The 24,206-nt window shown below is 68.4% G+C and carries 30 protein-coding genes and 1 tRNA gene; 10 read left to right on the top strand and 21 right to left on the bottom strand.

Annotated features, from left to right (window positions below):
- Nucleotides 1–5: 5 nt before the first annotated feature.
- Genes rpmC through LI336_RS13570 form a run of 9 tightly spaced genes read right to left on the bottom strand, consistent with a single transcriptional unit; the run spans nucleotide 6 to nucleotide 5,657 of the window.
- Complete coding sequence (rpmC, locus tag LI336_RS13610) at nucleotides 6–212, bottom strand: 50S ribosomal protein L29 (RefSeq protein WP_227133678.1); 207 nt, start codon at nucleotides 210–212, stop codon at nucleotides 6–8.
- A gap of 3 nt (nucleotides 213–215) precedes the next feature.
- Nucleotides 216–1,163: a 30S ribosomal protein S3 gene (locus tag LI336_RS13605; RefSeq protein ID WP_227133677.1), complete on the bottom strand. Its 948-nt coding sequence runs from the start codon at nucleotides 1,161–1,163 to the stop codon at nucleotides 216–218.
- On the bottom strand, nucleotides 1,163–1,624 hold the full coding sequence (locus LI336_RS13600) for a 50S ribosomal protein L22 (protein WP_227133676.1): 462 nt from the start codon (nucleotides 1,622–1,624) through the stop codon (nucleotides 1,163–1,165). Before LI336_RS13600 ends, LI336_RS13605 begins: the two co-directional genes overlap by 1 nt.
- Before the next feature lie 3 nt (nucleotides 1,625–1,627).
- Entirely contained in the window at nucleotides 1,628–2,059 is a 432-nt protein-coding gene (locus tag LI336_RS13595) for a 30S ribosomal protein S19 (protein ID WP_227133675.1), read from the bottom strand.
- Nucleotides 2,056–2,778 (bottom strand): 50S ribosomal protein L2, encoded by a 723-nt coding sequence (locus LI336_RS13590; RefSeq protein ID WP_227133674.1) that lies wholly within the window; start codon nucleotides 2,776–2,778, stop codon nucleotides 2,056–2,058. The genes LI336_RS13595 and LI336_RS13590 overlap by 4 nt, the downstream gene beginning before the upstream one ends.
- Nucleotides 2,779–2,780: 2 nt before the next feature.
- On the bottom strand, nucleotides 2,781–3,038 hold the full coding sequence (locus tag LI336_RS13585) for a 50S ribosomal protein L23 (RefSeq protein WP_227133673.1): 258 nt from the start codon (nucleotides 3,036–3,038) through the stop codon (nucleotides 2,781–2,783).
- Nucleotides 3,035–3,787 (bottom strand): 50S ribosomal protein L4, encoded by a 753-nt coding sequence (gene rpl4p, locus LI336_RS13580; protein WP_227133672.1) that lies wholly within the window; start codon nucleotides 3,785–3,787, stop codon nucleotides 3,035–3,037. The genes LI336_RS13585 and rpl4p overlap by 4 nt, the downstream gene beginning before the upstream one ends.
- 3 nt (nucleotides 3,788–3,790) lie before the next feature.
- A complete protein-coding gene (locus LI336_RS13575) occupies nucleotides 3,791–4,807 on the bottom strand; it encodes a 50S ribosomal protein L3 (RefSeq protein ID WP_227133671.1) in 1,017 nt (338 codons plus the stop codon).
- 4 nt (nucleotides 4,808–4,811) lie between these two features.
- Entirely contained in the window at nucleotides 4,812–5,657 is an 846-nt protein-coding gene (locus tag LI336_RS13570; RefSeq protein WP_227133670.1) for a putative RNA uridine N3 methyltransferase, read from the bottom strand.
- Nucleotides 5,658–5,987: 330 nt separating this feature from the next.
- Here LI336_RS13570 and LI336_RS13565 point away from each other — a divergent pair.
- Nucleotides 5,988–6,058: transfer RNA gene (locus LI336_RS13565), tRNA-Gly, on the top strand.
- A gap of 205 nt (nucleotides 6,059–6,263) precedes the next feature.
- On the opposite strand, the gene LI336_RS13560 is transcribed toward LI336_RS13565, so the two are convergent.
- Nucleotides 6,264–7,160 carry a plastocyanin/azurin family copper-binding protein gene (locus LI336_RS13560; RefSeq protein ID WP_227133669.1) on the bottom strand — a complete coding sequence of 299 codons (897 nt, stop codon included), beginning with the start codon at nucleotides 7,158–7,160 and terminating at the stop codon, nucleotides 6,264–6,266.
- A gap of 279 nt (nucleotides 7,161–7,439) precedes the next feature.
- On the opposite strand from LI336_RS13560, the gene LI336_RS13555 reads away from it, so the two are divergent.
- From LI336_RS13555 to LI336_RS13540, 4 genes are all read left to right on the top strand, one after another.
- Nucleotides 7,440–7,895: a universal stress protein gene (locus tag LI336_RS13555; RefSeq protein WP_227133668.1), complete on the top strand. Its 456-nt coding sequence runs from the start codon at nucleotides 7,440–7,442 to the stop codon at nucleotides 7,893–7,895.
- Between the two features lie 64 nt (nucleotides 7,896–7,959).
- Entirely contained in the window at nucleotides 7,960–8,274 is a 315-nt protein-coding gene (locus LI336_RS13550) for a thiamine-binding protein (protein WP_227133667.1), read from the top strand.
- A gap of 141 nt (nucleotides 8,275–8,415) precedes the next feature.
- Entirely contained in the window at nucleotides 8,416–9,351 is a 936-nt protein-coding gene (mch, locus tag LI336_RS13545; RefSeq protein WP_227133666.1) for a methenyltetrahydromethanopterin cyclohydrolase, read from the top strand.
- Between the two features lie 3 nt (nucleotides 9,352–9,354).
- Nucleotides 9,355–9,846, top strand: coding sequence for a double winged helix-containing putative transcriptional regulator (locus LI336_RS13540; RefSeq protein ID WP_227133665.1), 492 nt, complete (start codon nucleotides 9,355–9,357; stop codon nucleotides 9,844–9,846).
- Between the two features lie 33 nt (nucleotides 9,847–9,879).
- Here the strand turns inward: LI336_RS13540 and LI336_RS13535 are convergent, their stop codons facing one another.
- The 3 genes from LI336_RS13535 to LI336_RS13525 all read right to left on the bottom strand — a co-directional run bounded on the left by LI336_RS13535 (nucleotide 9,880) and on the right by LI336_RS13525 (nucleotide 13,328).
- The gene (locus tag LI336_RS13535; RefSeq protein ID WP_227133664.1) at nucleotides 9,880–10,752 is read right to left on the bottom strand and encodes a hypothetical protein; all 873 of its coding nucleotides are present in this window, start codon (nucleotides 10,750–10,752) and stop codon (nucleotides 9,880–9,882) included.
- A 39-nt stretch (nucleotides 10,753–10,791) separates the two neighbouring features.
- Nucleotides 10,792–11,346: a universal stress protein gene (locus tag LI336_RS13530; RefSeq protein WP_368408379.1), complete on the bottom strand. Its 555-nt coding sequence runs from the start codon at nucleotides 11,344–11,346 to the stop codon at nucleotides 10,792–10,794.
- Nucleotides 11,347–11,483: 137 nt separating this feature from the next.
- A complete protein-coding gene (locus LI336_RS13525; RefSeq protein ID WP_227133663.1) occupies nucleotides 11,484–13,328 on the bottom strand; it encodes an ATP-binding protein in 1,845 nt (614 codons plus the stop codon).
- Nucleotides 13,329–13,579: 251 nt separating this feature from the next.
- Here LI336_RS13525 and LI336_RS13520 point away from each other — a divergent pair, with 251 nt between their 5' ends.
- Nucleotides 13,580–13,915: a DUF7113 family protein gene (locus LI336_RS13520; RefSeq protein WP_227133662.1), complete on the top strand. Its 336-nt coding sequence runs from the start codon at nucleotides 13,580–13,582 to the stop codon at nucleotides 13,913–13,915.
- A gap of 24 nt (nucleotides 13,916–13,939) precedes the next feature.
- On the opposite strand, the gene LI336_RS13515 is transcribed toward LI336_RS13520, so the two are convergent.
- The 7 genes from LI336_RS13515 to LI336_RS13485 form a co-directional block, all read right to left on the bottom strand.
- A complete protein-coding gene (locus tag LI336_RS13515; RefSeq protein ID WP_227133661.1) occupies nucleotides 13,940–14,788 on the bottom strand; it encodes a bile acid:sodium symporter family protein in 849 nt (282 codons plus the stop codon).
- Nucleotides 14,789–14,854: 66 nt separating this feature from the next.
- Complete coding sequence (locus tag LI336_RS13510) at nucleotides 14,855–15,088, bottom strand: SelT/SelW/SelH family protein (RefSeq protein ID WP_227133660.1); 234 nt, start codon at nucleotides 15,086–15,088, stop codon at nucleotides 14,855–14,857.
- A 92-nt stretch (nucleotides 15,089–15,180) separates the two neighbouring features.
- On the bottom strand, nucleotides 15,181–16,578 hold the full coding sequence (locus LI336_RS13505) for an FAD-binding oxidoreductase (RefSeq protein ID WP_227133659.1): 1,398 nt from the start codon (nucleotides 16,576–16,578) through the stop codon (nucleotides 15,181–15,183).
- A 169-nt stretch (nucleotides 16,579–16,747) separates the two neighbouring features.
- Nucleotides 16,748–18,043 carry a DNA double-strand break repair nuclease NurA gene (locus tag LI336_RS13500; protein WP_227133658.1) on the bottom strand — a complete coding sequence of 432 codons (1,296 nt, stop codon included), beginning with the start codon at nucleotides 18,041–18,043 and terminating at the stop codon, nucleotides 16,748–16,750.
- A gap of 85 nt (nucleotides 18,044–18,128) precedes the next feature.
- Nucleotides 18,129–18,380 (bottom strand): HalOD1 output domain-containing protein, encoded by a 252-nt coding sequence (locus tag LI336_RS13495; RefSeq protein WP_227133657.1) that lies wholly within the window; start codon nucleotides 18,378–18,380, stop codon nucleotides 18,129–18,131.
- Nucleotides 18,380–19,027: a DUF7344 domain-containing protein gene (locus LI336_RS13490; protein ID WP_227133656.1), complete on the bottom strand. Its 648-nt coding sequence runs from the start codon at nucleotides 19,025–19,027 to the stop codon at nucleotides 18,380–18,382. Before LI336_RS13490 ends, LI336_RS13495 begins: the two co-directional genes overlap by 1 nt.
- A 78-nt stretch (nucleotides 19,028–19,105) precedes the next feature.
- On the bottom strand, nucleotides 19,106–19,768 hold the full coding sequence (locus tag LI336_RS13485; protein ID WP_227133655.1) for a helix-turn-helix domain-containing protein: 663 nt from the start codon (nucleotides 19,766–19,768) through the stop codon (nucleotides 19,106–19,108).
- A 199-nt stretch (nucleotides 19,769–19,967) separates the two neighbouring features.
- Here LI336_RS13485 and LI336_RS13480 point away from each other — a divergent pair, with 199 nt between their 5' ends.
- A complete protein-coding gene (locus tag LI336_RS13480) occupies nucleotides 19,968–20,249 on the top strand; it encodes a hypothetical protein (protein ID WP_227133654.1) in 282 nt (93 codons plus the stop codon).
- Nucleotides 20,250–20,341: 92 nt separating this feature from the next.
- On the top strand, nucleotides 20,342–20,821 hold the full coding sequence (locus LI336_RS13475; protein ID WP_227133653.1) for an antitoxin VapB family protein: 480 nt from the start codon (nucleotides 20,342–20,344) through the stop codon (nucleotides 20,819–20,821).
- Here the strand turns inward: LI336_RS13475 and LI336_RS13470 are convergent.
- Nucleotides 20,818–22,098, bottom strand: a complete 1,281-nt coding sequence (locus LI336_RS13470; protein ID WP_227133652.1) for a KaiC domain-containing protein — start codon at nucleotides 22,096–22,098, stop codon at nucleotides 20,818–20,820. The two genes, LI336_RS13475 and LI336_RS13470, sit on opposite strands and share 4 nt — an antisense overlap.
- Before the next feature lie 182 nt (nucleotides 22,099–22,280).
- Between LI336_RS13470 and LI336_RS13465 the strand changes: the two genes are divergently transcribed.
- Nucleotides 22,281–23,120, top strand: a complete 840-nt coding sequence (locus tag LI336_RS13465) for an NAD(+)/NADH kinase (RefSeq protein ID WP_227133651.1) — start codon at nucleotides 22,281–22,283, stop codon at nucleotides 23,118–23,120.
- Nucleotides 23,121–23,228: 108 nt separating this feature from the next.
- Entirely contained in the window at nucleotides 23,229–24,158 is a 930-nt protein-coding gene (gene mptA / locus LI336_RS13460; RefSeq protein ID WP_227133650.1) for a GTP cyclohydrolase MptA, read from the top strand.
- Nucleotides 24,159–24,206: the final 48 nt, after the last annotated feature.

Here is a 24,206-nt window from a genome sequence, read left to right as displayed (position 1 = left end):
GTCGCTTACTCGTGGTCGCCTTCTTCCGTCTGGATCGTCTTGATGCGAGCGATCGTCTTCTTCAGTTCGCTCACACGCCCGGGGTTCTCGGGCGCACCACCGGCTGCCTGCACCGCCTTCGTGTTCAGGAGCTCGGTCTCGAGCTCCGCCAGCTCCTCTTCGCGTTCGGTGGCCGTCATGTCGCGGATCTCTTCGATGTGGAGAATCGCCATGACTTACTCCTCCGTGTCCTCTGCTTCGTCGTCCATCTCGTCCATGAGCTCTTCGGCTTCGGCTTCGACGGCCTCGTCGAGGTCCTCGAAGTCCTCCTCGATGTCGTCGTCGGTCGGGACGTCGACGTCCTCGTCGACGACCTCCTCGTCGAGTTCGTCCTCGATGACCTCCTCGACGACGTCCTCGTCGACCGCGTCGACGTCCTCGTCGCCCTCGGCGGGCGCTTCGTCGTCGGCGTCGGCGTCGGCCTGAGCCTCCTCCTGGATGGCTGCGAGCTCCTCGTCGTCGGGTTCCTCGATGAGGTCCGCCGCCTCGTTGGCCTCGACGGCCTCGGGCGCGACCTCGTTGACGTCCATGTCGGGGTGCACGCCGAAGTCGTCGGGGAGTTCCGCACCCGGCGGGATGATCTTCACGTCGACACCGATGGTGCCGAGCTTCATCACCGCGACGCCCTGGCCGTGGTCGACGACCTCCTCAGCGGGCTCGCCGTTGTGCTTGATGTACCCGTCGTTGAACTTCTCGACGCGCGACCGTGCGCCCGTGACCTTCCCGCTCAGGACGATTTCGGCGCCGAGTGCGCCAGCGTCCATGATGCGCTCCAAGGTAGTGTGACCGGCCTTCCGGAAGTACCAGCCACGCTCGAGCGCGTTCGCGAGACGGTCCGCGACGATACGCGCGTTCAGGTCGGGTTCGTCGACCTCCTGCACGTCGATCTGGGGGTCCTCGAGGTTGAAGCGCTCCTCGAGCTGGGTGGTGACCTTCCGGATGTTCTTCCCACCCTTCCCGATGACCATCCCGGGCTTCTCCGCCTTGAGGACGATCTGCATGCCCATCGGCGTCGGCGCCATCTCCATGCCGCCGTAGCCGGCGCGACCGAGCTCTTCGGCGAAGAACTCGTCGATCTGGGAGCGCTGCATCCCGTCCTGGATGAATTGATGTTCGTCAGCCATTATGCTTCGACCTCCTCGACGACGATTTCGACGTCGACCTCCGGCGTGTTCCACGGCGACGCTCGCCCCATCGCACGAGGCTTGCGGCCCTGGGACTCGCCGACCTTGTGTGCCGCACAGTGCACGATCTCCATGGATTCACCGTCGAACCCCTGATGATCGGCGTTCGCGGCGACGTTCGTGAGCAGTTCCTTGAACGCCTTGCTGGCCTTCTCGGGGAAGCGACCGGCGTCCCAGCCGTCGATGTCGCTACGGTGCCCGACACCGCTGTTGTGCTGCTTGAACGGCACCGAGCGGTCGCCGGCGATGACGTCGTCGAGGTACGCTTGCGCGTCCGCGACGGTCATCCCCTTGATCTCTCGCGCGATGGCCTTGCTGTGCTTGTTGCTCATGTGACGCTCCCGGAGCATGGCTTTCGCCGTCGAATCCGGATCCGCGTCGACGCTGTAACTGATTCCCATGGTTTACTTGAGTGGCACGAACTTCGAGGACCGCGTCGCCCCGATACCGGCCTGTCCGTGCTCGACGGACGTCCGCGTGAGCTGGAACTCGCCGAGGTAGTGCCCGATCATCTCGGGCTCCACTCGAACGCGCTCGAACTCCTGGCCGTTGTAGACGGCGAACGTGAGGCCGACGAACTCCGGCAGCACGACCATGTCGCGCAGGTGCGTGCGGAGCGGGTTGTTCGCGGTGTCCTCTTCGGTCGCGTCGCGAGCCTCCTCGATGAGCTTCTGCTTCTCCACGGAGAGGCCGCGTTCGATACTTCGCCGCTGGCGAGCGGGCAGCAGTTCCGCGACGTCCTCCAGGTCGAGTTCCTGGAGTTCGTCGAGCGTGTGGCCGCGGTACGTGAACTCCTCGTCCTCGTCCCGGCCGGTTCGGTATTCCTGATTCGTCATTTGTTACCACCTCGGCCCGTGCGTCGGGAGGAGATGTCGCCGACCTTGCGGCCCGGCGGCGCGTTCCGCGACACGGACTTGGGCTGACCCGGGTGCTGGCGGCCACCGCCACCGAACGGGTGGTCGACGGCGTTCATCGCCACACCACGCACGGTCGGCCACTTGCCACCGCGAGCACGCATCTTGTGGTACTTGTTCCCTGCCTTCACGAACGGCTTCTCCGTTCGACCGCCACCGGCGACCACGCCGACCGTGGCGCGGCAGTCCGGCGACAGGCGCTTCATCTCGCCGCTGGGCAACTGGACGACCGCGGCGTCGCGGTCGTGCGTGATGAGGTCCGCGCTCGTACCCGATGCACGCGCGAACTTCCCACCGTCACCCGGCTGGCGCTCCACGTTACACACGGGAACACCCTCGGGGATCTCCGCCAGCGGCATCGTGTTGCCGGGCTTGATCTCCGAGGAGATACCAACCTGCAGTTCGTCGCCGACCGCGATCCCTTCGGGCGCGAGCACGAGACGACGATCGCCGTCCTCGAACTCGACGGCCGCGACGGGCGCGGAGCGAGCGGGGTCGTGCTCGATGTCGACGACCTCGCCCGCGACGACGTCCGATTCCTCGAGCTTCTTGTGTGAGAGGTCAGCCTTGTAGCGGTGACTGGGGGCTCGGAACGTCGAGCCACCACGACCGCGTCGCTGCCCCTGGATTCTGCGTCCCATTCTTAGAACACCCCGATGCGGGAGGCCACTTCCTGCGCGTCGTCCTCCTCGCTGAGACGGACGATCGCCTTCTTCTGGCCCTTCATCGTGATCATCGTGTTCACGTCGGTCACGTCGACCTCGAACTGCGACTCGACGGCCTCGCGGACGTCGATCTTCGAGGCTTCGTCGTGCACGACGAACTGGAGCTTGTTCTCGAAGTCCATGTCGTTCATCGCCTTCTCGGTGACGAGCGGGAACCGAATGACGTCGGCACTCATCGCTCGTTCACCTCCGCGACGGCGGACTCCGTCCAGACGGTGAGGCGACCGGCGTGCGTGCCGGGCGCGAGGTCCTCGACGTCGACGTTCGCCGCGGTGGCGACGTCGGCACCGGCGAGGTTCCGCGCGGCCTTCGACGGCCCGGCGTCACTCGACGTGACGAACAGGACGGACGACGGCTCCGTGTACTTCCGGCCACGAGCCTTCCCCTGGCCTGCACGAACCGAACGCCCCTCGTCGGCGCGCTCGACGTCCGCGTCGAGCCCGAGCGCTTCGAGGAGCGCGACGACCTCCTTGGTCTTCGCGAGGTCCTCGAACTCGTCGGACACGACGACAGGAAGGTCGAGGTCGTCGTCGAACTCGTGGCCGCGCTCGGCCACGCGCTCTGCGTCCACGGTCGCCGCAACCGCGGAACGGAACGCGAGCTTGCGTTCCTTCTTGTTGATCGACTTCCCCTGCTCTTTCTCGGCCTTCGGCGGGTGCGCCTTGCGACCCCCGACAGTCTGGGGGACGCGCGCACCCTGACCGTTCGTGCGCGGCACGTGCGCCATGCCACGCCCGGAGCCGGGCGATTCCGCGGACGTCCGGAGCCCCGCGTGCGGGTCCGCTCCGTAGTCCTGTTTCGCGTTTGCCTGTGCGACGCCGACCGCTCGCTTGATGAGGTCCGGGCGGTACTGCGTCCCGAAGACCTCCGGCAGCTCGAGCGAGTCGGACTCGTCGCCGTCCAGGTCGTAGATTGTCGCGTTCATGATTTAGCCCTGGTTCGATGCTGTGGAGACGTACCGGACCTCGGGGTCGAGGCGCGGTTGCTCGTTCGGTCGGATGGCCGGACGAAGTCGGAGCAGGCGCTGGTCGGGACCAGGCACGCTCCCCTTGACGAGCGTGTACGGACCGTCGACCTCGCCGTAGTTGACGAAGCCGCCGTCGACGTTCGCGTCGTCACCGTCACCGAGCCCGAGGATACGCTTGTTGAGCTCGGTGCGCTGGTGGTAGCCGGTCTGCCCTTGCTGGGGGACCGTCGAGCGAACGCGGCTCGGGTTCCACGGACCGAGGTTCCCGATGCGGCGCCGCCAGCCCTGACGGGCGTGCTTGCCCTTCCGCTTCTGGACGCCCCAGCGCTTGACGGGACCCTGGGTGCCCTTCCCCTTCGTGACACCGGCGACGTCAGCGAGTTCGCCCTCGCGGAAGACGTCCGTGGTGTCGTGCGCGCCGCCGTCCTCGAGGAGCTCGAGACCGTAGTCGACGCGGTCGTCGATGGAGCCACCGCCGATGCGGGACTCCATGACGTCGGGCTTCTTCTTCGGGACCGACGGGACGCTCCGCGGCGTCGTGTGCGTGATCGCACGCACGTCCGCGATGTCCGCCTCGTCGACGGTCGCGCGGAAGTCGTCGGCCTTCGTCTCGAAGTCGACGTCCTCCGGGACGTCGAGGACGCGGTCGAGGTCGTCGTCGACCTCGGGCGCCCAGACTTCGGTGAGCGGCTGCTTGCCGTAAGGTGTGTTCTCGTACGCTCGCAGGGCGACCGCCTTCATCGGCGGGGTCTCGATGATGGTCACGGGAACGGTCTCCTCCATCCCTTCGCGGGGGGAGTCGGACTCGTCGTTGATCATCACCACGTGCGTCATGCCGGCCTTGTAGCCGGCGAAAGCCTGCAGCGTCGGCTGTCCATCGTCCTCGGGCCACGAGTTGAACCGCGGCGTCTCGCTAGACGCGCGAACTCGTGGGCCGAATCCGAGCGAGCCTTTGCGTGGTCTGCTTGGTTGTGGCATGCTGTTACCTCGTTAGGGTGAGGCAGCCGAGTGTCGCGAACATCGCTTCTTCGGTTCGCACGACCTCGCTGCCCTGGTTCGGGATCGAATTCACCCAGAGGTCGAACCCGGGTAGGTCACCGGATTCGACGGTGTTCGAGTCCACGGCGTCGGCGTCGACGCCGAGGATTGGCGGCAGTCCTCTGTCGGGCGCCCCGAAGACGACGGTCAGTCCGTCGTCGTGGATGCGCCCGGCGAGCGTGTCCAGCCTGGACACGGAGAGTTCCTCCCCGTGTCGTGAAGCGGCGATGGTCACGCCCGCGTCCTCACGGCCGAGTGCTGCCGATATGGTCGATTGCTCCACGTCGAACCCCGGTAGGGGGGCGTCGACGAGTCGCGCACGAACCGGTCGTCTCGAAGAGACCCTGACGGTCACGCGCTCTCCCTCAGCCACCTCCATCTCGGGAGGGACGTTGAGGGAGATCGGGTGTTGCAGTCCGCAATTGACCCGGACGCGCCCTTCAGGTCCGACCTCGGTCACGATTCCCTGTCTTAACGACTCCGAATCGTTCGATTCGGAGCCGGTCTGTGACGCCGGGAGAAGCGGCGGCAGGACACCGACGTACTCGAGTTCTGGCCGTTTTCCCCATGCCTCGCGTTTGAGGTAGGGGGGCGTTGCGGCGTATTCGAGTACGGTGCGTACGAAGTCGCCGCCTCGTTTCCGTTCGCCGTCTTCGTCGGGGAAGACGACGAGTCGGTCCGCCCGGAAGATGGTCGCCGCGCGGGCGACGTAACCGAGTTTGCGAGTTGCCTCGCGTTTGTCCTCGGCTTCCCGGGTGAGTGAGGACGGCACGAGTACGCTGGTGGTCATGCCGTGACGCTTTCTCGCCTCGTCACTAGACTGTGCCGATTGTATTCGAACGCGCCATAAAAGGGTGCCGGATTGGTTTCGGTGTTGTGAGGCGCTCTCAGGCCACTAGCCGCGTGTTTCGCGTTCACAAGGTGACGCGTTGTCGTGGGTTGGTGTCGCACGGCGGCCGCGCGACTGGGCTCGCGCGAGCGCTCGCGCACGCGAAGAGAAGGTAGCTTTCGGGTCTCGACCCCGTCGCCCTGTGGTGGTTCCACGTCACGAACGCGCCACGATTCGGAACCCTTATCTGTAACCCGGCCACTACGATTAGGTACGCGAAAGCGTGACCGCGCGCAGATAGTGTAGTGGTATCACGTGACCTTGCCATGGTCACAACCTGGGTTCAAATCCCAGTCTGCGCATTTTCGTGCTTTCGAAACGACGAGCGTAGCGAGGAGTCCGAAAGCACGAGATCGGGAACGGGGATTTGAATCAGGGAGCACGCAGCCGAGCGAAGCGAGGACCGTGCGACCGTGGTTCAAATCCCAGTCTGCGCACTTCTCTCGACGACAACGCCGACGAGCACCGCGTAGCGGTGCAAGTCGGTGCGCTCGTGTGGGTGCGTGCTCAGCTCGCGGTCTCCGTGCCGGTGCTGGTGTCGTCGTCGCCGTCGGACTCTTCGCCGTCGTCTCCGTCGCCGCCGCCGTTCGCCTGGAGGTCGAGCCAGGAGACGGTCCCGGCGTCGACGATGGCGTCGGGTTCGAGTGCGGGGTCGGTGAGGGTTATCCGGGAGAGGCCGACCGGGCCGAGGCGCGGTTCGGGGAGTGCCGCCGGGTCGCTGGTCTCGAACGGAGCCTCGGTGTCGTCGCCGACGACGACGCGCATCGCCATCCCGAACCCCTCGTGGGGCGAACAGATGACGTCGTAGACGCCGGGCGTGTCGAACGCGAGCAGCCACGTGGCTGGCACGGGCCCCGCGTTCGGCGGTGACGCGGCCGTCGTCGCATTCGTCGACGTGGTCGTCGTCGCATTCGTCGACGTGGTCGTCGTCGCGGTGGCGTTCGCCTCTGGTTCGTCCTCGCCCGGCATCCCCGGCGGGTCGACCATGTCGCCGGGAATCGAGTCCGCTTCGAACCCGAGGAGCGGCGAGGAGAACGCGTCGACGCCGAGGGGAACGCGTCGTCGCATCCCGTAGGCAGGATGCATGCTCACCACGTTGTGGTCGGGGGTGACGAACCGCCAGCGGACGACGTCGCCCGGCTGGACGTGCAGGCCGGTCGGTTCGTAGAAGAAGTCCGTGGGCCGGTTGGGGTTCGTCGACGGCTCGGCGATGCGTGTCTCGACCGTGTGGACGGTGTCCGTGTGTTCGTCGAGACTCGCGAGCTGGCGTGTGCCGCCCGTGTGGCGTTCGTCGGCGCCGAGCGTCGTCGCGGCGAGCGCGCCGACGGCGCCGGTAGCGGCGAGCGTCTTCAGGACTGGGCGTCGCGTGGTCGCTGTCGATGATGTATGGGATTCTCGGGGCATCGTCCGTAAGACGGTCCGCGAGCGGATTGTTATAGGTGCGTTCTCGACGGTCACGAGTGCATCACTGCGGCTTACTCGCCGGTCGAGCGGTGCGGGTTCGTTCGCGCCGCATCGACCAGTACGAGAGGATTAGTGCGCTGGCGTCGCGTCGCCGGACAGTCGGCGTCGAGGCCACGTGGGCGCCGAGATTCCCGAATCTACTGGACGTGAGTTGGTACCAAAGGGTTTGTTGACGCGTACTGGAAACGTTTTTCCGGAGACCACGTGACAGGTCGGGATATGGAGAAAGCACTGGCAGTCGTTCGGATGGACACAGGTGCGACGGAGGCACTCGTCGAGGAGGCCGTGGAGCTGTGCGAGGGCGTCGACGCCGAGCTCGTGCTCCTGCACGTGATGCCGGAGGACGAGTACGAGGATCGGATGGCGACGCGACTGGAGACCGGGAGCGGCGGCGGCACGTTCTCCATCGACGAGGCGGAACGGGAGGCGACCCACATCGCGAAGGAGGCGGGTCGTCGAGTCGTCGAGGAGCACGACGTCGACGTCGAGTACCTCGGTGTGGTCGGCCGCCTCGAGCGGGACGCCATCGATATCGCCGAGGACGAGGGCTGCGACCACATGTTCGTCTCGGGACGCCGGCGGTCGCCGAGCGGGAAGGCGTTCTTCGGTGACGCCACGCAGCGCATCCTCCTGAACTTCGATGGGCTGGTCACGGTGTCGCTCTACGACGAGTGACCGCCCGGCGCTCCAGGCGAGGACGGTCGACGCGCTTTCGGTCGCGCTCGCCTAACGTTCGGGTATGACGACCGTAGCGTTCCTGTCGGTGGCCCCGGTCACGGAGGATAGCATGGCTGGCGAGGTCGCGAAGGCCGTCGCCGCACTCGAGGAGTTCGACGTCGCGTACGAGACGACGCCGATGGGGACGACCATCGAAGCCGACGACGCCGAGACCGTGTTCGCGGCCGCGAGCGCCGCACACGCCGCCGTCGACGGCGACCGCGTCTCCACGTTCCTGAAGATAGACGACAAGCGCACCGTGGACGCGACCGCGCGCTCGAAGGTCGACCGCGTCGAGGAGGAACTCGGGCGCGACGCCCGCTCGACCCGGGACTGAGGGCGCTTTCGACTACCCGCATCATCACTACTGACCGCGAGCGACGCGGCTCCTGCCGGTCGCCGCGCCGCTCGTTCGGCGACTCCCGTTGGTCGTCGCCAGACTGGCGTCTTTTATTCGTGAGGGCGCGCTAGCGGGGGTATGGAGAGTCTGAATCGGATGGCCATCGAGCTCGTCGACGAGGCCATCGACTTCGCGGAGCAGTTGCACGTTGGGGCGTTCGAACTGGAGAACGAGGCCACGGTCCTCGACTTCGGCGTGGACTTCGACGGTGGGCTGGAGGCGGGACTCCTGCTCTCGGAGATCCAGACCGCGGGGCTGGCGACCGTGCAGGCGGAGCTCGGCGACGTCGCGGGTGCGCCGTTGAGTCACGTCCAGTTGTCGACCGACCACCCGGCGTACGCGCTGTTGTGCTCGCAGAAGGCCGGCTGGGAGGTCAGCGTCGACGACTTCGAGGGCCTGGGGAGCGGGCCGGCGCGTGCGCTCGTCGGCGAGGAGGACGTCTTCCGCACCATCGGGTACCACGACGCGTTCGACCTGACGGCGCTCGCGGTGGAGACGGAGACGCTCCCCGACGAGGCGGTGGCGGAGCACGTCGCGGACCTGACGGAGACGAACGTCGAGAGCGTGTTCCTGCTGGCGTTCCCGACGGCGAGCATGGCGGGGAGCGTGAGCATGGCGGCGCGAGCGGGCGAACTCGCGACGTTCCGGCTCGCGGAGCTCGGGTACGACCCGCTCTCTATCCTCTCGGTGAACGCTCGCGCGCCGGTCGCGCCGGTCGCGCCGACGGAGGACGAGGCGATGGCGCGCACGAACGACGCGCTCGCGTACGGCGGCGAGGTGCACGTCGTCGTCGACCAGGGGTTCGACCGGTTCGACGAGGTCGCGAGTACCGCCGCGGAGACGTACGGCGAGCCGTTCATGCAGGTGTTCGAGGAGAAGGACTGGAACTTCCAGCAGATCCCCAAGGACGTGTTCGCGCCCGCGAAGGTCACGGTCGACGTCCGCGGTGGGCCGACGCACGTGTTCGGGGAGACGGACGAGGAACTGCTCGCGGAGAGCTTCGACCTCTCGTAGGCGATGCGCTTCAAGCACGTGCCGCGTCCGCCGGCGTCGGTCGACCGCGTGTTCGAGTCGCGGCAGGCGGTGCCGCTCGTCCCGGATACGCAGGACGATTGCTGTACGCGACTCATGGAGCGCGTGGGGTTCCCGGAGCGCGACGAGGCCGCGAAGTGGTTGACGTTCCTGCGCGCGCTCGGGCTCGTCGCCGAGCACGAACGCGGGTACGCGAGGACGCGCGAGGACGTCGACGCGGAGGAGCTCGCGGGGCGGTTCCTGGACGGCGTATACCTCGCGCCAGCGGTCAGCGACGCGGTCGCGGCGGCGGACGACCCGGTGTCTGCGGACGCGGTGTTCGATGCGGTCGCCGAGGGCGTGCCGCAGTACGAGCGCAACAAGTACCCGACGAACTGGCGCGAGGTCTGGGGGGAGACGGTCGCGCGCGAGCTCGACTGGCTCGTCCTGTTCGGCGCGCTCGAGACGACCAGCGATGGCCGGTATCGGGTCGCGTAGCGCGGGTCGCGTCGCTGGGAGGAGGCGGTGCGCTCACGCGCTGCGTCGTGCGGCGAGGGCGAGGAAGAGGACGCCGAACAGCGCGGGGAACGCCGCGACGAAGGAGAGGACGCCGGCGCCGTCGACGCTGCTGGTCGCGCCGAGTCCGACGAGGGCGGCGGCGAGTGCGAGCGACCCGACGCCGGCGGTGACGATGGCGATGCAGTCGGCGCGCGAGCGCGTGGCGTCGACGGTGCTGTCGGCGGCGACGCCGGCGTCGAGTTCGGCGCGGACCTGGTCGTAGGCGTCGCGCGGTATCGTGAACAGGAGGGGGGCGTCGCGGCCGCCGGGGCGCGCGACGAACCGGGTGTTGACGAGGACGAGACCGCCGACGTCGACGGCGCGGACGGCGGCGAGGTCGGCGAGCGGGTGCGTATTCCCGTGGACGGTGAGCGTGCCGGCGTCGCGGTCGACGCGCCCCGAGGGGCCGCCGATGGCGAGCCCCATCGAGGCGACGAAGAGGACGCCGACGAGCGGGTAGACCGCGAGGACGCTGTCGCTGGCGACCGTCGCGAGGAGACCGGCGGCGGCGAGCACGACGCTCGCGGCGACGCCGAGCGGGTGGAGCGCGCCGGGGTCGAACGTCTCGGTCGACCAGAGGTCGTCGGGGCGCTGGTCGGCGTCGAGGAACGGGACGAGCGCGACGGCGGAGAACGGGCCGCCGACGAGGACGAGCACGACGACGACGAAGACCGTGCCACCGTCGCCGCCCGCGACGGCGGCCGCGACCGCGATGGCGACGGCCGCCAGCGCCAAGAACGCGAACGCGCCGAGCACGCCGACGAGCGCGTACCCACAGAGGCGACCGAAGCGCGTGTCCGTGGGCGCTATCTGCCAGGCGACGACGTCGCCGTCGCTGGTTTCCATACGGTAAATGTTCGGAACCTAACGTGAAAAGGATGCTGGTCAGGCGGAGCCTTCGCCGGAGACCTCGTTCGCGGCGTCCTCTGGCGAGCCGTTCGTCGACTCGCTTCCCGTGGCGTCCTCGGCGCTCGTCGAGTCGGCGCTCGTCGAGTCGGCGCGCGTCGCGTCGGCGCGGGCGACGGTGACGGGGACGGGCGAGCGTCGGATGACGCTCTCGGCGACGCTGCCGAGGAGGATGCGCGTGACGCCCGAGCGGCCGTGGCTCCCCATGACGACGTGGTCGACGGCGTGGTCCTCGGCGTACCCGACGATGGTGTTCGCGGGCCGCCCGACCTCGATGACGGCGTCGACGTCGACGCCGGCGTCGCGAGCCCGCTCGGTCGCGTCGGCGAGGTGGTCCTCGGCGTTCTCGCGGGCACGAGCGAGCCACTCGTCGCCCAGCGGGGGGAGCGAGAGGCGGCGCCGCGAGCCGGCGTCGGCGGGGTCGATGACTGTGAGCAGCGTGACGTGGGCGTCCGGGAACGATTCCTGCGCGAACGCCAGCGCGCGGTCGGCCTGCGTGGAGTCGTCGTACGCCACGAGCACGTGCACAGACATGGTACCAAATAGCACAGTAGGTGGGATAAGTAATTCGACCGTTCAGGACGGTTCACCGGGACGGAACCCGTCCACTACCACGAACCGCCGCTCCGTCGCGGCCGGTCACCCCACGACTCGGGCCGCCACCGAGCGCTTCACCGGCCGTGCTTCGTGAGGCACTTCGAGAGCCCCACGATCTCCACCGGCTCCGAGTTGTCCGGCGAGTACACGACCATCTGGCCCTTCTCCATGTACGGCACCTTGTCCTCGAGGTTCCGGGGGATGTTCACCGCGGAGATGGCGTCCTCGTCGCCGAGGTTCAGGACGACGGTCGTGTTCACCTGCTTGAACACCGGGTCGGCGACGTCCTGGGGGTCCTGCGTGATGAGGAACAACCCGAGGCGCTCCTTGCGCCCCTGCTTCGCGGCGTCCGTGAACTTCGAGATGACCTTCCGCGCCTGCACGTCCTCCGCGTCCGTCAGGAAGTTGTGCGCCTCGTCCATCCCGAGCACGAGCGGCGTCTCCTTGATGCGCTCGTAGCGCGGGTCGTTCGAGAGCTTCTGGTCGACGAGGAGGCTCGCCAGGGCGAGCACGACCGTCGTCGTCTGGCGCGAATCCGTCACGTGATACGTCGGGACGACGCTCAGGCCGCCCGGGCGCACGAACTCGTTCACCATGTCCGTGATGGCGCGCGCGCTCTGGTCGAAGACGTCCCCGAACCCGTACGTCCGGCGTTTGATGGCGTCGAACGTCGCCTCGTGCACGCGCCCGCTCTCGTCGAGCTCCTCCTTCAGCGCCGGGTCGTCGAGGAACGACCGGAACTGCGAGTACGTCCCCGAGTTCCCGTAGTCTTCGAAGAACCGAGAGAGCAGGAGCTTGAGCGCGGGGTACTGGTTGTCGTTCAGGCCGGCGCTCGCGACGAGCCACGGTCGCGACCGCACCATACTGAACGGGATGGTGAACTCGACCTGCTCCGCGCGATGATGGTCGGCGCTGTACGTCGCCGACCCGACCTTCGGCACGAACGCCGTCGTATCGTCCACGCCGCCGTACGCGACGTCCTCGCGCTCCAGTCGCCGACGGAACGCGTCGTCGTCGGCGACCGCGGGGTTGTCGTCGTGCATCTGCGCGTACTCGTCCTGCGGGTCGAACATCACCACCGCGGGCCGGCTCTCGCGACCGCCCTCCATCGGGTACGTGCGCTCCTCGGCGAGGAACTGCCGGAGGACGTTCTTCGCGCCGTGGGTCTTCCCGCTCCCCGTCCCACCCGCGACGAGCGTGTGCCGGAACAGGAGCGGGTCGCCCTCGCTGTAGTCGTCCTTCAAGCGGTAGTCGATGGTCGGCGGCTCCGCGGCCGTCCGCACCTTCTCCCCGCCGACGGAGAGGTGCCCGAGGAACACGCCGTCGTCCGGCATCTTCAACCCCGTCTTGATCTCCGCGGTGTCGCTCGCCACCCGCACCACCGTCTCCGGCTTCGGGACGCGGTCGACCATCCGCCGCTTCAGTTCGTCGTCGCTCTCGTCGCGGAAGATGACGCTCATCGGGTCGAGCGTCGCCATGAACTTGTAATCAGCCTCGTCGATACCGTCCCGTCGCATCGCGCGGCGCGCGTGGATCTCGTTCGCGTCGTCGCTCACGAACGCCTGCTCGTACTCGAGGCCCGTGATGCGACAGAACAGCTTCTCGCCGTCCGGGTACGGCACCAGGAGGTACTTGCCGATGCGGACCTGCGGGCGGTTCCCGGTCGTCACGTACGCCCGCAACTGCGTGTCCTCCTCGCGTTCCGCGATCTGGAGGCCCGCCGACACCGCCACCGTCCCGATGCCGTCGTCGCTCCCCGCCGGCGACACGTCCACGCGCTCGAAGTCGTCTCCGACGGCCGCCCCGTCACCATCACCGTCGGCCCCAGCACCCCCAGCGGGCCCCGACTCGCCACCGTCACCCGCGCCGTCCTCGTCGTCGTCACCAGCGAAATCCCCGAAGTCACCGAGGTCAGTCATAGCACACCCTCACACCGCGAGCACCATACCGCTTTTCACGCACGCACGACCACGCCCCACGAGGAACACCTCGCGGCGCGCACCGACCCACGACTCGAAACGCCGCCCTGGCACACCCCGAACCGCAACTCGAAACGCCGCCCCAGCACACCCCGACCCACGACTCGAAACGCCGCCCTGGCGGGCGGCGTATGCTGGTGCTGGCGGTGGGACCCACTCCCCTTATTCGGCTGCGGGCCGTCAGTCGAATCATGTTACTAGTCCGCGGCGCTGCCGGTGGGACCGAGCTGACCGGCACCGTCTACGAGCGCGGGGAGCGCGCGCCGCAGTTCCAGGGCGCGCCCGACGAGGACGCGCCGTACGTGTGGGTCTGCGACGAGTTCTACGAGGTCGAGAGCGGCGGGAGCATCCAGGAGGTCGACGGCCGCGAGGTTCACGTGGCGTTCGACTCGCCGATGCCGCGCGGGTTCGACACGCGCGACCAGGCCGTGGAGGCGGCTCGCGAGCACGTCCGCACGCAGTTCGCGCGCATCGGCGTGGACCCCGAGGCCGTCGAGGTCAGCGTCGAGAAGGTCGAGCACGCCTGACTGCTCGGGTCGCCCAAGAGTCCTTCAGCCGAGTCGACTCGCGAGCAGTGCGCTCGTCGTCATCTCGACGACGCCGAACGTGACCGCGGGGAGGCTCGCGGCGGTCGGGAAGCCGGCGGCGACGACGAGCGCGGCGGCGACCGCGAAGTCGCGCATCCCGACCGAGAGCGTCGTCGCGATGCGGGTTTCGCGAGTGCCGCCCAGACCACCGAGGTAGCCGATGGCGTAGCCGGCGAGGTTCAGCGCGAGCGCGCCGAAGGCGACGACGGCGGTACGCGCGGGAGTCGCGCGCAAGAGGTCGGCGTTCGCCGCGGCGACGCCGCCGATGATGGCGACGACGGCGACGGCCGACACCGTCCCGTACGCGTCCTCGTGCGCGCCAACGCGCTCGTCGAACGCGTGCTGGACGACGATGGCGGCGAGCATCGGTGCGACGACCGCGAGCACGAGTCCCTCGACGATGCGGGCGGAGTCGACGGCGACGGCGTCCCCGAGGAACGCCGCGAGCGGGACGAACGCGGTCGCGCCGACACCGGCGACGACGAGCACCGTCATCGCGAGCGCGGTGTCGCCGTCCGCGAGTTCGGTCATCGTCGGCGTCACCAGTTCCGGCGTGACCGCGCCGAGGACGACGAACCCGGCGACGACCGCGGGCGCGAGGTCGAGCGCGCTCGCGACCGCGCTCGCGACCGCGGGCATCGCGACGTGCCCGGCGAGCGCGCCCGCGACGCCGCGGGGCTCGACCGTCCGGAAGCGGTCGACGGTCAGGGTGAGCGAGACGCTCCCGACCATCACCGCGAGGATCGGCGTCGCGTAGTCGGTGACGACGGCGAGTTCCGGGACGAGGACGCCCGCGGCGACCGCGGCGAGCACCCATCAGAGGAGGTTGTCGTCGACGACCGAACCCCACTCCATCCTACCGCCCCACCGCGGTGGGGCTCACGCGACCGCGTCGCCGATGCGCTCGACGATGGCGTCCCGGTCGTACCCCTCCTCGTCGGTGTCCAGGACCATCTCGCCGTCCATCCGGACCTCGAAGACACCGCCGCCGCCGGGGACGAGGTTCACGGCGTCGACGGCGTCGGCGTGCACGTCGAGGATGGCGTCGGCCGTCTCTATGGCGTTCGCTCGGTGACCACACGGCACGCAGTACTCGATCTCGACTGAAGCCATGGGCCCTCATCGTCACGCCAGCTACCTAAAAACGGTCCTGGCGTGCGCGCACCGGATAGTTCCGAACCAGCCCGGCCGTCGGGGGGCGACGGTCACTCGCTGGGTTCGACGTTGTGGTTCAACCGGAAGACGTTCTCCGGGTCCCACCGGTTCTTGACCTCGACCAACCGGTCGTAGTTCTCGCCGTACGCGGCTTGCTGGTCGCCGTCCGTCTCGGGGACGAAGTTGGCGTAGACGCCGCCGGTCGCGTGCGGGGTCATCGCCTCGTGCATCTCGCGTGCCCACGCGATGCATTCCTCGTCCTGTTCGGGGTCCGTCCACTGCGTGTGGAGGACCATCGTGAACTCGAAGTTGCGGTGCGGGTACGCCGTCGAATCGACGGGTCGCTCGTTCATCGCGCCGCCGAGGTTCGGGATCGCGATCTCCGTCTCCGGGGTCGGGATGGTTCCGCCGTACTCGACGAACGTCTCGATCATCTCGTCGGTCAGTTCGTCGAAGTTGTGGGACTTCCAGTAGTGTCGGTTCCCGGCCGGGGCGAGTCCGTCGAACGCCTGCTGCCAGCCCGTGTAGGGGTGCGGGCCGATGGCGTCGGCGATGGGGTCGCCGACGTCGCGGAGGGGCTGGAGCACCCGCTCGCCCTCAGCCATCTCGCCTGCGTAGAACGCCGCGAGGATGAGGACCTTCCGGCCGTGCCATTCCTCCGGGATGAACTCCAACGGCGGCGCGTGCCTGATGACGCACCAGACCGTCGCTTCGTTGGGCGCGTCCGCTGTGAAGTCACGGTACGCCGAGAGGACCGCTCTGGCGTCGTCGAACGGGTGGACGATCGGGCCGGACAGCACCGTGGGGCCGACCTCGTGCAGTTGGAACTCGAAGGACGTGACGACCCCGAAGTTCCCGCCGCCGCCGCGGAGCCCCCAGAAGAGGTCCGGGTTCTCGTTCTCGCTCGCGTGAACGAGTTCGCCGTCGGCGGTGACGACGTCGGCGGAGATGAGGTTGTCCACGGTCAGGCCGTGTTTGCGCGAGAGCCAGCCCCAGCCGCCGCCGAGGGTGAGACCGGCGACACCGGTCGTCGAGTTGTAGCCGGCGGGCGTCGCGAGCCCGAACGCCTGGGTCTCGTGGTCGAGTTCCTGCAGGACGACGCCCGGTTCGACGCGCGCGGTCCTGGCGTCCGGGTCGACGCGAACCGATTTCATCCGCGACAGGTCGATCACGAAGGCGTCGTCCTTGACGGCGCGTCCGGCGATGTTGTGCCCGCCGCCTTTGACGGAGATCGCGTATTCGTGTTCGCGCGCGAAGTTCACCGACGCGATGACGTCGGCGGGTCCGGCGCACTGCGCGACGAGCGCGGGGCGTTCGTCTATCATCCCGTTCCAGACGGTTCGGGCCTCGTCGTAGCCCTCGTCGTCCGGGCTGATGACGGTTCCGCGGAACGTCGCCGCGAAGTCGGAGATGGCCTGGTCGTCGGTGTTGCGTGTCGTTAAGGACATGTTGATTTATTCGCTCCGGGTGTATTACGCGTCGTGAGGGCGTGAAGGAGAGACATTTTCACGCAGCAGTGGTGTACTCAACAATCGGGTGACACGGTATCGCAGGACGTCGTCGCTGGGGCGGTACTCGGCGCAGTCCGCGGATCCCGTCGGGTCTCGTCGCCGCTGACTACTCGTCGCCCCAGCGGACGTCGTCGTACTGGCGGGCGCGCCGGGACTGGAACGTCTCCTCGAGGGTCTCGCGGAGCGAGCGCTTCTCGCGACCGCCGATCTTCGCGAGTTCGTCGGCTTTCCCGACTGCCAGGGGCGGGCCGCGTTCGGCGGCGACGGACGCAAGCGCCCACTGCTGGAGTGCTTCCCGCTGGCTCTCGTGGCGCGTGACCGCGTACGGCGCTTCGAGCCTGTAGAGGACGTCGGTCCGCGGGTCGTATATCGCGCAGAACGTCACCTCGTAGGCTTCGTCGTCGAGCCGGCGGTCGACGCCGAGGGCGTCGCCGTGCCGCGACAGGACGCGGTCGGTGCCGCCCCGGGAGACGAACCACGACGTCGCGGTGAGCGCGCTCGTGTCGCGCTCGAACCGCCGCGGCGTCGGGCCGTCGTCGCCGGCGTCGCGCGCGTCCTCGTCGGCGACCAGCTCGCCGCGTTCGAGGAGGCGCTTGAACATCGCGGCGTCGTCCACCCACGGCGCCTGCCCGAACGAGTCCCGGACGACGCGCGTGATGGCGTTCCCCGCGGGGTTCTTCACGAACCCGACGAGCGGAACGTCCTTCTCGACGAACCGCTCGACGAGCCGGACGTAGTTCTCGACGACCTCCTCGGGCTGGTCCTCCTCCTCGAGCACCGTCTTGAGTTCGGGATGCTGGTCCGCCCACCGCAGCAGGCCCGTCGGGTAGATGGGGCCGTCGAGGACGAGGAGGTCGTCGACGACGTCCGCGTTCGTGCGCGCGTGCTCGGATTCGGCGCGGTACAGGCTGAGTGCGTGCACGACGCCTTCCTCGAAGCGGTTGACGCGGGGCGCCTGCCGTATCTGCGTGCGGACGTAGCCGGCGTCGTTCATCGTCCAGTCGTCCTCGTCGAACGCGACGGTCGCGTCCGCGGAGTGCACGGTCATGACCATCGTGCGGCCGCGGTGGAGGTCGAGGTCGCTCGGCGTCGCGCTCATCGCGGCCTGCGCGATGTCGAGCACGAGCCCGTTCGAGAACGTCGTCGGGTTGATGGTGCCGGCGTCCAGCCCGTGCACGGAGTCGAACGCGGTGTCTGCGAGCGCGACGTCCTCGACGTCGGCGACGAGCCGGCGCTGCTCGTCGAGCGGTTCGAGGACGCGGTTGCCGTCGTGCACGAGCGGGTCGAGGTACTCGTCCCAGACGGTCTCGGCGACGTCGCGGTGGTCGCTCTCGTCGACGTCGTACTGGATGCGCTTGGCGAGGCGCGCGATGCCCTCGTAGTGCACGGGGTCGAGCGTCACGTCTTCGACACGGCGGGGGATTCGCTTAAGCGCGATGGTCGGGTCGACGATGAGGTGAGCGCCCGGCGAGTGGCGTTCACGGCGGTCAGTTCGCGCCGTCGAGTCGCTCTACGAGCACTTCGTCGTCGCTGAGTGTGACGTCGCAGCCGGCGTACTCGAACGTGATGGAGTACTCCCGGAGCGTTCGCGATTCGTCGACGAACGCGTCCATCGCCTCGGAGTTGATCGCGTTCGCTATCGGCGGCAGCTCCAGGGGACCGCACCCGGTGACCTCCGAGACGGCGTTGTAGGCGGCTTCGGCCGGCGTCTCCGCCGACCGACGCTGGTATCCCCGCATCAGTGCGCGACCGACGCGACGATTCGTTCGACCGACTCGATGGGGCCGTCGACGTGGACGAGGCCAGCGTTGGCGTCGTACGTCACGAGGTCGGTTCGCTCGAGTTTCGGGAGCAGGGCGTGATGTAACTCGATCTCCGTCTCGTCGACGCTCGCCGTTTCGAAGGCGTCCGCCGAGGCGACGGTCGTCGCGACCGCTCGCCTCTCGACGCGGTCCGCTCCGATCGCGAGCGTCGAGAGGACCGCTCGACAGCGCTCGCTCTCGAGTATCGAGAAGAGTTCGTTCCAGTCGAGTGCGTCCGTCTCGAGCGCCTGCAGGTGCTCCCAGACCTCGACGGTCGCCCGTCGCGCCAGCGTGACCGTGTCCCCCGTCCAGTTGACGAGTCGGGCGTCCTCGAGCGTCGGGAGATGTCGGTGATGCAGGCTCCGTTCGACGACCCGTCGTGTATCGGCCGGGACGGCCGCCAGGGACGTGTCGTGCTCGGTCGCCGCGACGCGCGTCGCGAGTTCCGCCGGGGTCGCGGACGACCGGCGTTCGAGTGTCTCGAGAACCGTGCGCCGACGTTCGTTCGCGAGCGCCGAGAGCGCGTCGCCTGTTACCTCCGTCGCCCACCGGATCGTATCCTGCTGTGTGTCGCTGGAAGCCATGGGTTCTCTGCCTGAAGGAACGAGTGCTGCGGGGAGGAATGTCGGCATTGTACTTTCAATGGCTTAAGACGGGGCGGGTTACGTGTCTTCGTCGGGAGGTGTCACCGCGAGCGTGTTCTCGATGAGCGAATCGTAGCCGCGTCGCAGCCGGTTCGAGAGCGTTTGCTGGGAGATGTCGAGTTCGTTCGCGACGGCCTCTAGCGTGGTGTCGGTGTCGGTCCGGAAGTAGCCGGTCTCCCAGGCGGTCACGAGCGCGTCGCGCTGTTTCTCGGTGAGTTCGTATTGTCGGCTGGTCTTGGGGCTGGCGACGTCGTGGAGCCGCTGGAGTTCGAAGGGGAGGCCGTGCTCGACGCAGTACTCCTGGAACTGTTCGAGGCGCTGCTGATTGTCGAAACGCATCTGGAGCTCCCAGACGTCGGCTGAGCCGGTAGCTTCGAGGATGACCGCACCGATCTGGGTGTAGGCGTAGACGATGGATTCGATGTTCTCCGTCCAGTTCGCGCGATAGAGGATGGACTCGTCGAACTCGTCGATTCGTTCGAGGTTCTCGATGGAGCTGTCTGCGCCGGCGGCGGCTTCGAAGTCGTCGAAGTCGCCTTCTGACACCCAGAAGTACGGCGTGAGGAGGTCGGTGGTCGCTGCGACCCGCTCGATCTCGATGACGGTGTCCGGGGCCGCTTCGAACGTGGACTCGAGCGCGAACGCGTCGGTCTGGATGTGGAACTCGGCGAAGACGCTCATACGTCATCGTACGGCGTCCTCGGTGAAATACCCGATATTGAGCTGTTTGACAGGATCGGGGTTCCTGGTGCGCGTGTTCGCGCTCGCGGCGCGGGCGGCCCGTGAGTCGCCGGTTCGAACGACCGAGCCCTGATTTACTCGCGACCGAACTAATTTCTATCAATGTGTTTATGTTTCTGCGGGCGTCAGCGTCGGGTAGATGAGCGACCCCGCGACCCCCGAGCGCGGCACCGAGGAGCCCGTCGACTGGCGGCGTACCGACGACGGCGTCCGCCTCTTCGACCCCGCGAACGACGACGCCTGGATCGAGGTCACGTTCGAGGCCGGCGTCCCCCCGGAGAAACGCCTGTTCATGGTGTGCGACGACTGCGGCGCCGTCGCCGCCCAGCGCACCCGCCCGGGTCGCGCCAGCGTCTGCGCGGACTGCGGCACCGAACACGACCACGAACCACGCCAACCCCGCGAACGCGCTCGCGAGTAACGCCCGCTCCCCGGTCGCACCCGACCGTTTCTTCGGCCTTCCCCCCGGTCACGTCCGACCGTTTCTTCCCCGTCGCGCCCGAGTGTTCGCGTATGCCATCCGACGACGCCACCGACCGCGAGCCACGCACCATCGCGGTCAGCGAACGCGTCCACGACCACCTTCAGGCGATGGGGATGCCCGACGAGTCCGCGAACGAGACCCTGGAGCGCCTGCTCGGCCTCAGCCCCGACCCCGCGACCGTCGACGCCGACCCGCTGTCGACGCCGCTCCCGGATGACCCCGTCGTCCCGGACGCGCTCGCGACCGACCCCACGACCGACGCGACCGCGGTCGAACCCGAGGAGATACCCGAGCCCGAGGTCGCCCCCGCCGACGTCGACGCCGCACTCGGCGAACTCGCCGCCGTCCTCGACCCCGAGGACCGCGAGCGAACCGAGGCACTCCTCGAACGGATCGCCGACGCCGACCCCGCGGAACTCGACGGCATCGTCGCCACGCTGGAGGACGAACGCGACGACGAGGACGACGCCGATGCGGACGCCGACGCGTCCGACCGCGACGACGCCTAGAAGATGTTCGCCTGCCGGTACACCGAGATGCCCTCGTTCGTTATCTCGTAGGGCTTGGTCTCCCGGGAGTGGTTCGCGTCACGGATCTTCTGTATCTCGATGGCGAGCCGGGTCTCGCGGAAGTCGTCCGGCCGGACGTACTGGAGGACGAACACCGCGTCCGTGAGGTACTCGACGATGCCGTGCCGGCTCGTGTAGGCGTGCTCGTCGCTCGCCTCGCTCGTCAGCATCGTCGTCACGCCCGCGTTCTTCAGGGAGTTCGTGAAGTCGTAGATCTCGTTCCGGCGTTTCGCGCGGTCGTCGTACATCATCTCGAGGAGCGACACGGAGTCGAGGACGAGCCGCGTGGCGTCGAAGGACTCGATGAGTCGCGGGAGCTCCGAGCGGATCGACCGGAGCGAGTTCGCCATCTCGACGGGGTCGAGGTCGACGACGGCGAGCTGGCCGTTGTCCGCGTACTTGTCGAACTCGAGCCCCTTCTCGCTCGCGGAGTTGATGACGCGCTCGCGGGACTCCTCGAGCGTGATGTAGATGCCGCGGTCGCCCTGCTCGAGCGCTTCGTGGAGGAACTGGAGCGCGAACGTCGTCTTCCCGGTGCCCGCGGAGCCGATGGTGACCATCAGCGAGCGCTCGGGGACGCCACCCTGGATCATCTCGTCGAGCCCGTCGATACCGAGGTCGATGCGGGGCAGGTCCGTCTCGTACTCCTCCTCGGCGTCGAACCCGCCGCCACCGCCCATCCCGAAGTCGCCGCCACCCATCCCGAAGTCGTCGTCGACCCCCATCCCGAACTCGTCGTCGACGTCCAGGTCGCCGCCCATCCCGAACTCGCCACCGGAGAGACCGCCACCGCCGCCAGGGCCGACGGCCCCGCCGGAACCGCCTTGGCCGCCACTGGGGCCGGCGACGTCCGGCGCGTCACCCATCGCAGCCGCGAAGTCGTCGTCGAACAGCCCGCCACCCGAATCCGCGTCACCGCCGTCGTCGTCGTTCGCCGTCGGCGACGCCCCGCCCCCGGTCTGGTCGACGAGGTCGGCGTCGACGGTCGCTTCGCTCGACGGCTCGGTCGCGTCACCGTCGCCGAGCGCACTGCCAGCGTCGTCGCCGGTGCCTGCGTCGTCGGTCCCCGGGTCGTCGACGTCCCCGGCGTTGCGCGCGTCGACGTCGTCGCTATCGACGTCGTCGCCAGCCCACTCGTCCCAGTCGTCGGGGGCGTCCTCGGACGGCGTCTCCTCGAGTGCGCGCTCGAACCAGTCTTCCTCTTCGTCCTCACTCATCGTCGATAGGACCCGCACGACCACGACAGAGGGCCGCGCGAGCGTGCGTGTGCCCAGCGAGGGGGCCGAAACGTATCAACCTTGTTGCCGTCCACGTCGACCGCGATATCGCAACCAGGGTCGGCCGCGGCCGGTCGCCGCACGACGCGGGGTTTTTCACCGGGCGGGTGGTAGGCGGGGACATGCACGTAGGTGTCGTCGCCCAGAAAGGGAACGTGCGCGCCGCGGGCCTCGCCAGCGAGCTCCGAGACGAGCTCCGGGCCCGCGACGTCGCCGTCGCCGTCGACGAGGCGACCGCGAGCGAACTCGACGTCGACGGCGTCCCCGCCCACGAGATGCGAGCGTGCGACCTCGTCTGCAGCATCGGCGGAGACGGCACCTTCCTCTACGCGGCCCGTGGCGCGAACTCCGTCCCCATCCTCGGCGTGAACCTCGGCGAGGTCGGGTTCCTGAACGCCGTCTCGCCCGAGGACGCACACGACGCGCTCGTCGCGGAGGTCGAGCGGTTCCGCGAGACCGGGACGGTGCGTTCGCGCGCACTCCCACGACTCGCCGCGACCGGCACGGGCGAGAACGGCGACGCGTGGTCGCTACCGCCCGCGATGAACGAGATCGTCGTCCAGGGGCCCCAGCGCGGGCACGGCGCCGGCGCCGGGTTCGAGGTGCGCGTCGACGGCGAACTCTACTCCGGCGGGCACGCCGACGGCATCCTCGTCGCGACCGCGACCGGCTCGACGGCGTACAACCTCAGCGAAGGCGGCCCGCTCGTCGCACCCGCCGCCGGCGACTACGTCGTCACGGAGATGTGTGCGACCGACGCGATGCCGTCGCTCGTCCTCTCGCGCGACCAGACCATCACGGTCCGCGTCGACGAAGCCGACTGCGCGCACGTCATCAGCGACGGACGGGAGACCCGCAAGCTCGATCCGCCAGCGGCCGTGGAGGTCGGAACGGCCGCGGACCCCGTGCGGGTCGCGGGGCCGCCCGTGAACTTCTTCGAAGCCCTCAACAAGCTCAACTGATTGCGCCGAGAACACCGGCGTGAAGCCCATTCGAACCCGATATTCGGGTTCTCGTGGTCGGTTCCCCCTTCGTTAGGTACAAACATCCGTCGCACCTTTCTTTGAGCAATGAGTCAGGAACTGCCGGACGTCCAGGCGGCGAGCCCGGACGTCACCGTCGGCCTCAACCAGGTCGGAGTCACGGGCGTCGAGAAGCTCGTGAAGCTTGCCCGCCCCGAGAAGCGACCGATCGTCCTCATGGCGGAGTTCGAGGTGTTCGTCGACCTGCCGTCGTGGCGGAAGGGCGCGGACATGAGTCGGAACATGGAGGTCATCGACGAGACCCTGGAGGCGGCGACACGGGACGAAGCCTATCGCGTCGAGGACGTGTGTGGTGACGCCGCGGAACGCTTGCTCGACAAGCACGATTACACGAGCAGGGCCGAGGTCCGGATGGAGGCGGAGCTCGTGACGCGCGAGCAGACGCCCGAGAGCGAGCGCGAGACCCAGAGCACGGTCGACGTCATCGCCGGTGCGACCGCGACCGAGGACGGGACGCGCGAGGAGGTCGGTGCGCGCGTCGTCGGGATGACGGTGTGTCCGTGCTCGCAGGGGATGAGCGCCGCGCGTGCCCGCTCGGTGCTCGACGACCTCGGCGTGGACGACGACACCGCGGAGGCGTTCCTCGACGAGGTCCCCCAGCCGGGGCACAGCCAGCGCGGGCACGCGACGCTCACCGTCGAGACCGACGGCGCACCCGAGGTCGACCTCATGGAGCTCGTGGAGGTCGCCAGGGACTCGATGAGCGCGCGCATCTACAACCTCGCGAAGCGCCCGGACGAGGACTACATGACCTACGAGAGCCACTCGAACGCGAAGTTCGTCGAGGACTGCGTGCGGTCGATGGCCGAAGGTGTTGCGAAGGAGTTCCCGGACCTCGCGGACGACGCCGTCGTCACCATGAAGCAGTCAAACGACGAGAGCATCCACCAGCACAACGCCCACGCCGAGCGCGTCGCCGAGGTCGGCACCCTCCGCAACGAACTCGCGGACGACTGAACGGGTCGGCCGCGGACCGCGACGCCGACCGTTCTCGATACCCGTCGA

The organism is Halorubellus salinus (genome assembly GCF_020567525.1).
GTDB classification, from domain to species: Archaea; Halobacteriota; Halobacteria; order Halobacteriales; family Natrialbaceae; genus Halorubellus; species Halorubellus salinus.
The sequence above is the reverse complement of the archived record's forward strand: the minus strand, read 5'-3'. Positions and strand labels throughout refer to the sequence as shown.

Coding starts and splice junctions, on each gene's coding strand:
- LI336_RS13570 (WP_227133670.1), bottom strand. CDS start 5,657: ATGACCACCAGCGTACTCGTGCCGTCCTCACTCACCCGGGAAGCCGAG.
- LI336_RS13590 (WP_227133674.1), bottom strand. CDS start 2,778: ATGGGACGCAGAATCCAGGGGCAGCGACGCGGTCGTGGTGGCTCGACG.
- LI336_RS13465 (WP_227133651.1), top strand. CDS start 22,281: ATGCACGTAGGTGTCGTCGCCCAGAAAGGGAACGTGCGCGCCGCGGGC.
- LI336_RS13595 (WP_227133675.1), bottom strand. CDS start 2,059: ATGACGAATCAGGAATACCGAACCGGCCGGGACGAGGACGAGGAGTTC.
- LI336_RS13490 (WP_227133656.1), bottom strand. CDS start 19,027: ATGGCTTCCAGCGACACACAGCAGGATACGATCCGGTGGGCGACGGAG.
- LI336_RS13540 (WP_227133665.1), top strand. CDS start 9,355: ATGCGCTTCAAGCACGTGCCGCGTCCGCCGGCGTCGGTCGACCGCGTG.
- LI336_RS13560 (WP_227133669.1), bottom strand. CDS start 7,160: ATGCCCCGAGAATCCCATACATCATCGACAGCGACCACGCGACGCCCA.
- LI336_RS13605 (WP_227133677.1), bottom strand. CDS start 1,163: ATGGCTGACGAACATCAATTCATCCAGGACGGGATGCAGCGCTCCCAG.
- LI336_RS13520 (WP_227133662.1), top strand. CDS start 13,580: ATGTTACTAGTCCGCGGCGCTGCCGGTGGGACCGAGCTGACCGGCACC.
- LI336_RS13505 (WP_227133659.1), bottom strand. CDS start 16,578: ATGTCCTTAACGACACGCAACACCGACGACCAGGCCATCTCCGACTTC.
- mptA (WP_227133650.1), top strand. CDS start 23,229: ATGAGTCAGGAACTGCCGGACGTCCAGGCGGCGAGCCCGGACGTCACC.
- rpl4p (WP_227133672.1), bottom strand. CDS start 3,787: ATGAACGCGACAATCTACGACCTGGACGGCGACGAGTCCGACTCGCTC.
- LI336_RS13470 (WP_227133652.1), bottom strand. CDS start 22,098: ATGAGTGAGGACGAAGAGGAAGACTGGTTCGAGCGCGCACTCGAGGAG.
- mch (WP_227133666.1), top strand. CDS start 8,416: ATGGAGAGTCTGAATCGGATGGCCATCGAGCTCGTCGACGAGGCCATC.
- LI336_RS13530 (WP_368408379.1), bottom strand. CDS start 11,346: ATGTCTGTGCACGTGCTCGTGGCGTACGACGACTCCACGCAGGCCGAC.
- LI336_RS13550 (WP_227133667.1), top strand. CDS start 7,960: ATGACGACCGTAGCGTTCCTGTCGGTGGCCCCGGTCACGGAGGATAGC.
- LI336_RS13575 (WP_227133671.1), bottom strand. CDS start 4,807: ATGCCACAACCAAGCAGACCACGCAAAGGCTCGCTCGGATTCGGCCCA.
- LI336_RS13535 (WP_227133664.1), bottom strand. CDS start 10,752: ATGGAAACCAGCGACGGCGACGTCGTCGCCTGGCAGATAGCGCCCACG.
- LI336_RS13555 (WP_227133668.1), top strand. CDS start 7,440: ATGGAGAAAGCACTGGCAGTCGTTCGGATGGACACAGGTGCGACGGAG.
- LI336_RS13480 (WP_227133654.1), top strand. CDS start 19,968: ATGAGCGACCCCGCGACCCCCGAGCGCGGCACCGAGGAGCCCGTCGAC.
- rpmC (WP_227133678.1), bottom strand. CDS start 212: ATGGCGATTCTCCACATCGAAGAGATCCGCGACATGACGGCCACCGAA.
- LI336_RS13495 (WP_227133657.1), bottom strand. CDS start 18,380: ATGCGGGGATACCAGCGTCGGTCGGCGGAGACGCCGGCCGAAGCCGCC.
- LI336_RS13585 (WP_227133673.1), bottom strand. CDS start 3,038: ATGAGTGCCGACGTCATTCGGTTCCCGCTCGTCACCGAGAAGGCGATG.
- LI336_RS13510 (WP_227133660.1), bottom strand. CDS start 15,088: ATGGCTTCAGTCGAGATCGAGTACTGCGTGCCGTGTGGTCACCGAGCG.
- LI336_RS13485 (WP_227133655.1), bottom strand. CDS start 19,768: ATGAGCGTCTTCGCCGAGTTCCACATCCAGACCGACGCGTTCGCGCTC.
- LI336_RS13525 (WP_227133663.1), bottom strand. CDS start 13,328: ATGACTGACCTCGGTGACTTCGGGGATTTCGCTGGTGACGACGACGAG.
- LI336_RS13475 (WP_227133653.1), top strand. CDS start 20,342: ATGCCATCCGACGACGCCACCGACCGCGAGCCACGCACCATCGCGGTC.
- LI336_RS13600 (WP_227133676.1), bottom strand. CDS start 1,624: ATGGGAATCAGTTACAGCGTCGACGCGGATCCGGATTCGACGGCGAAA.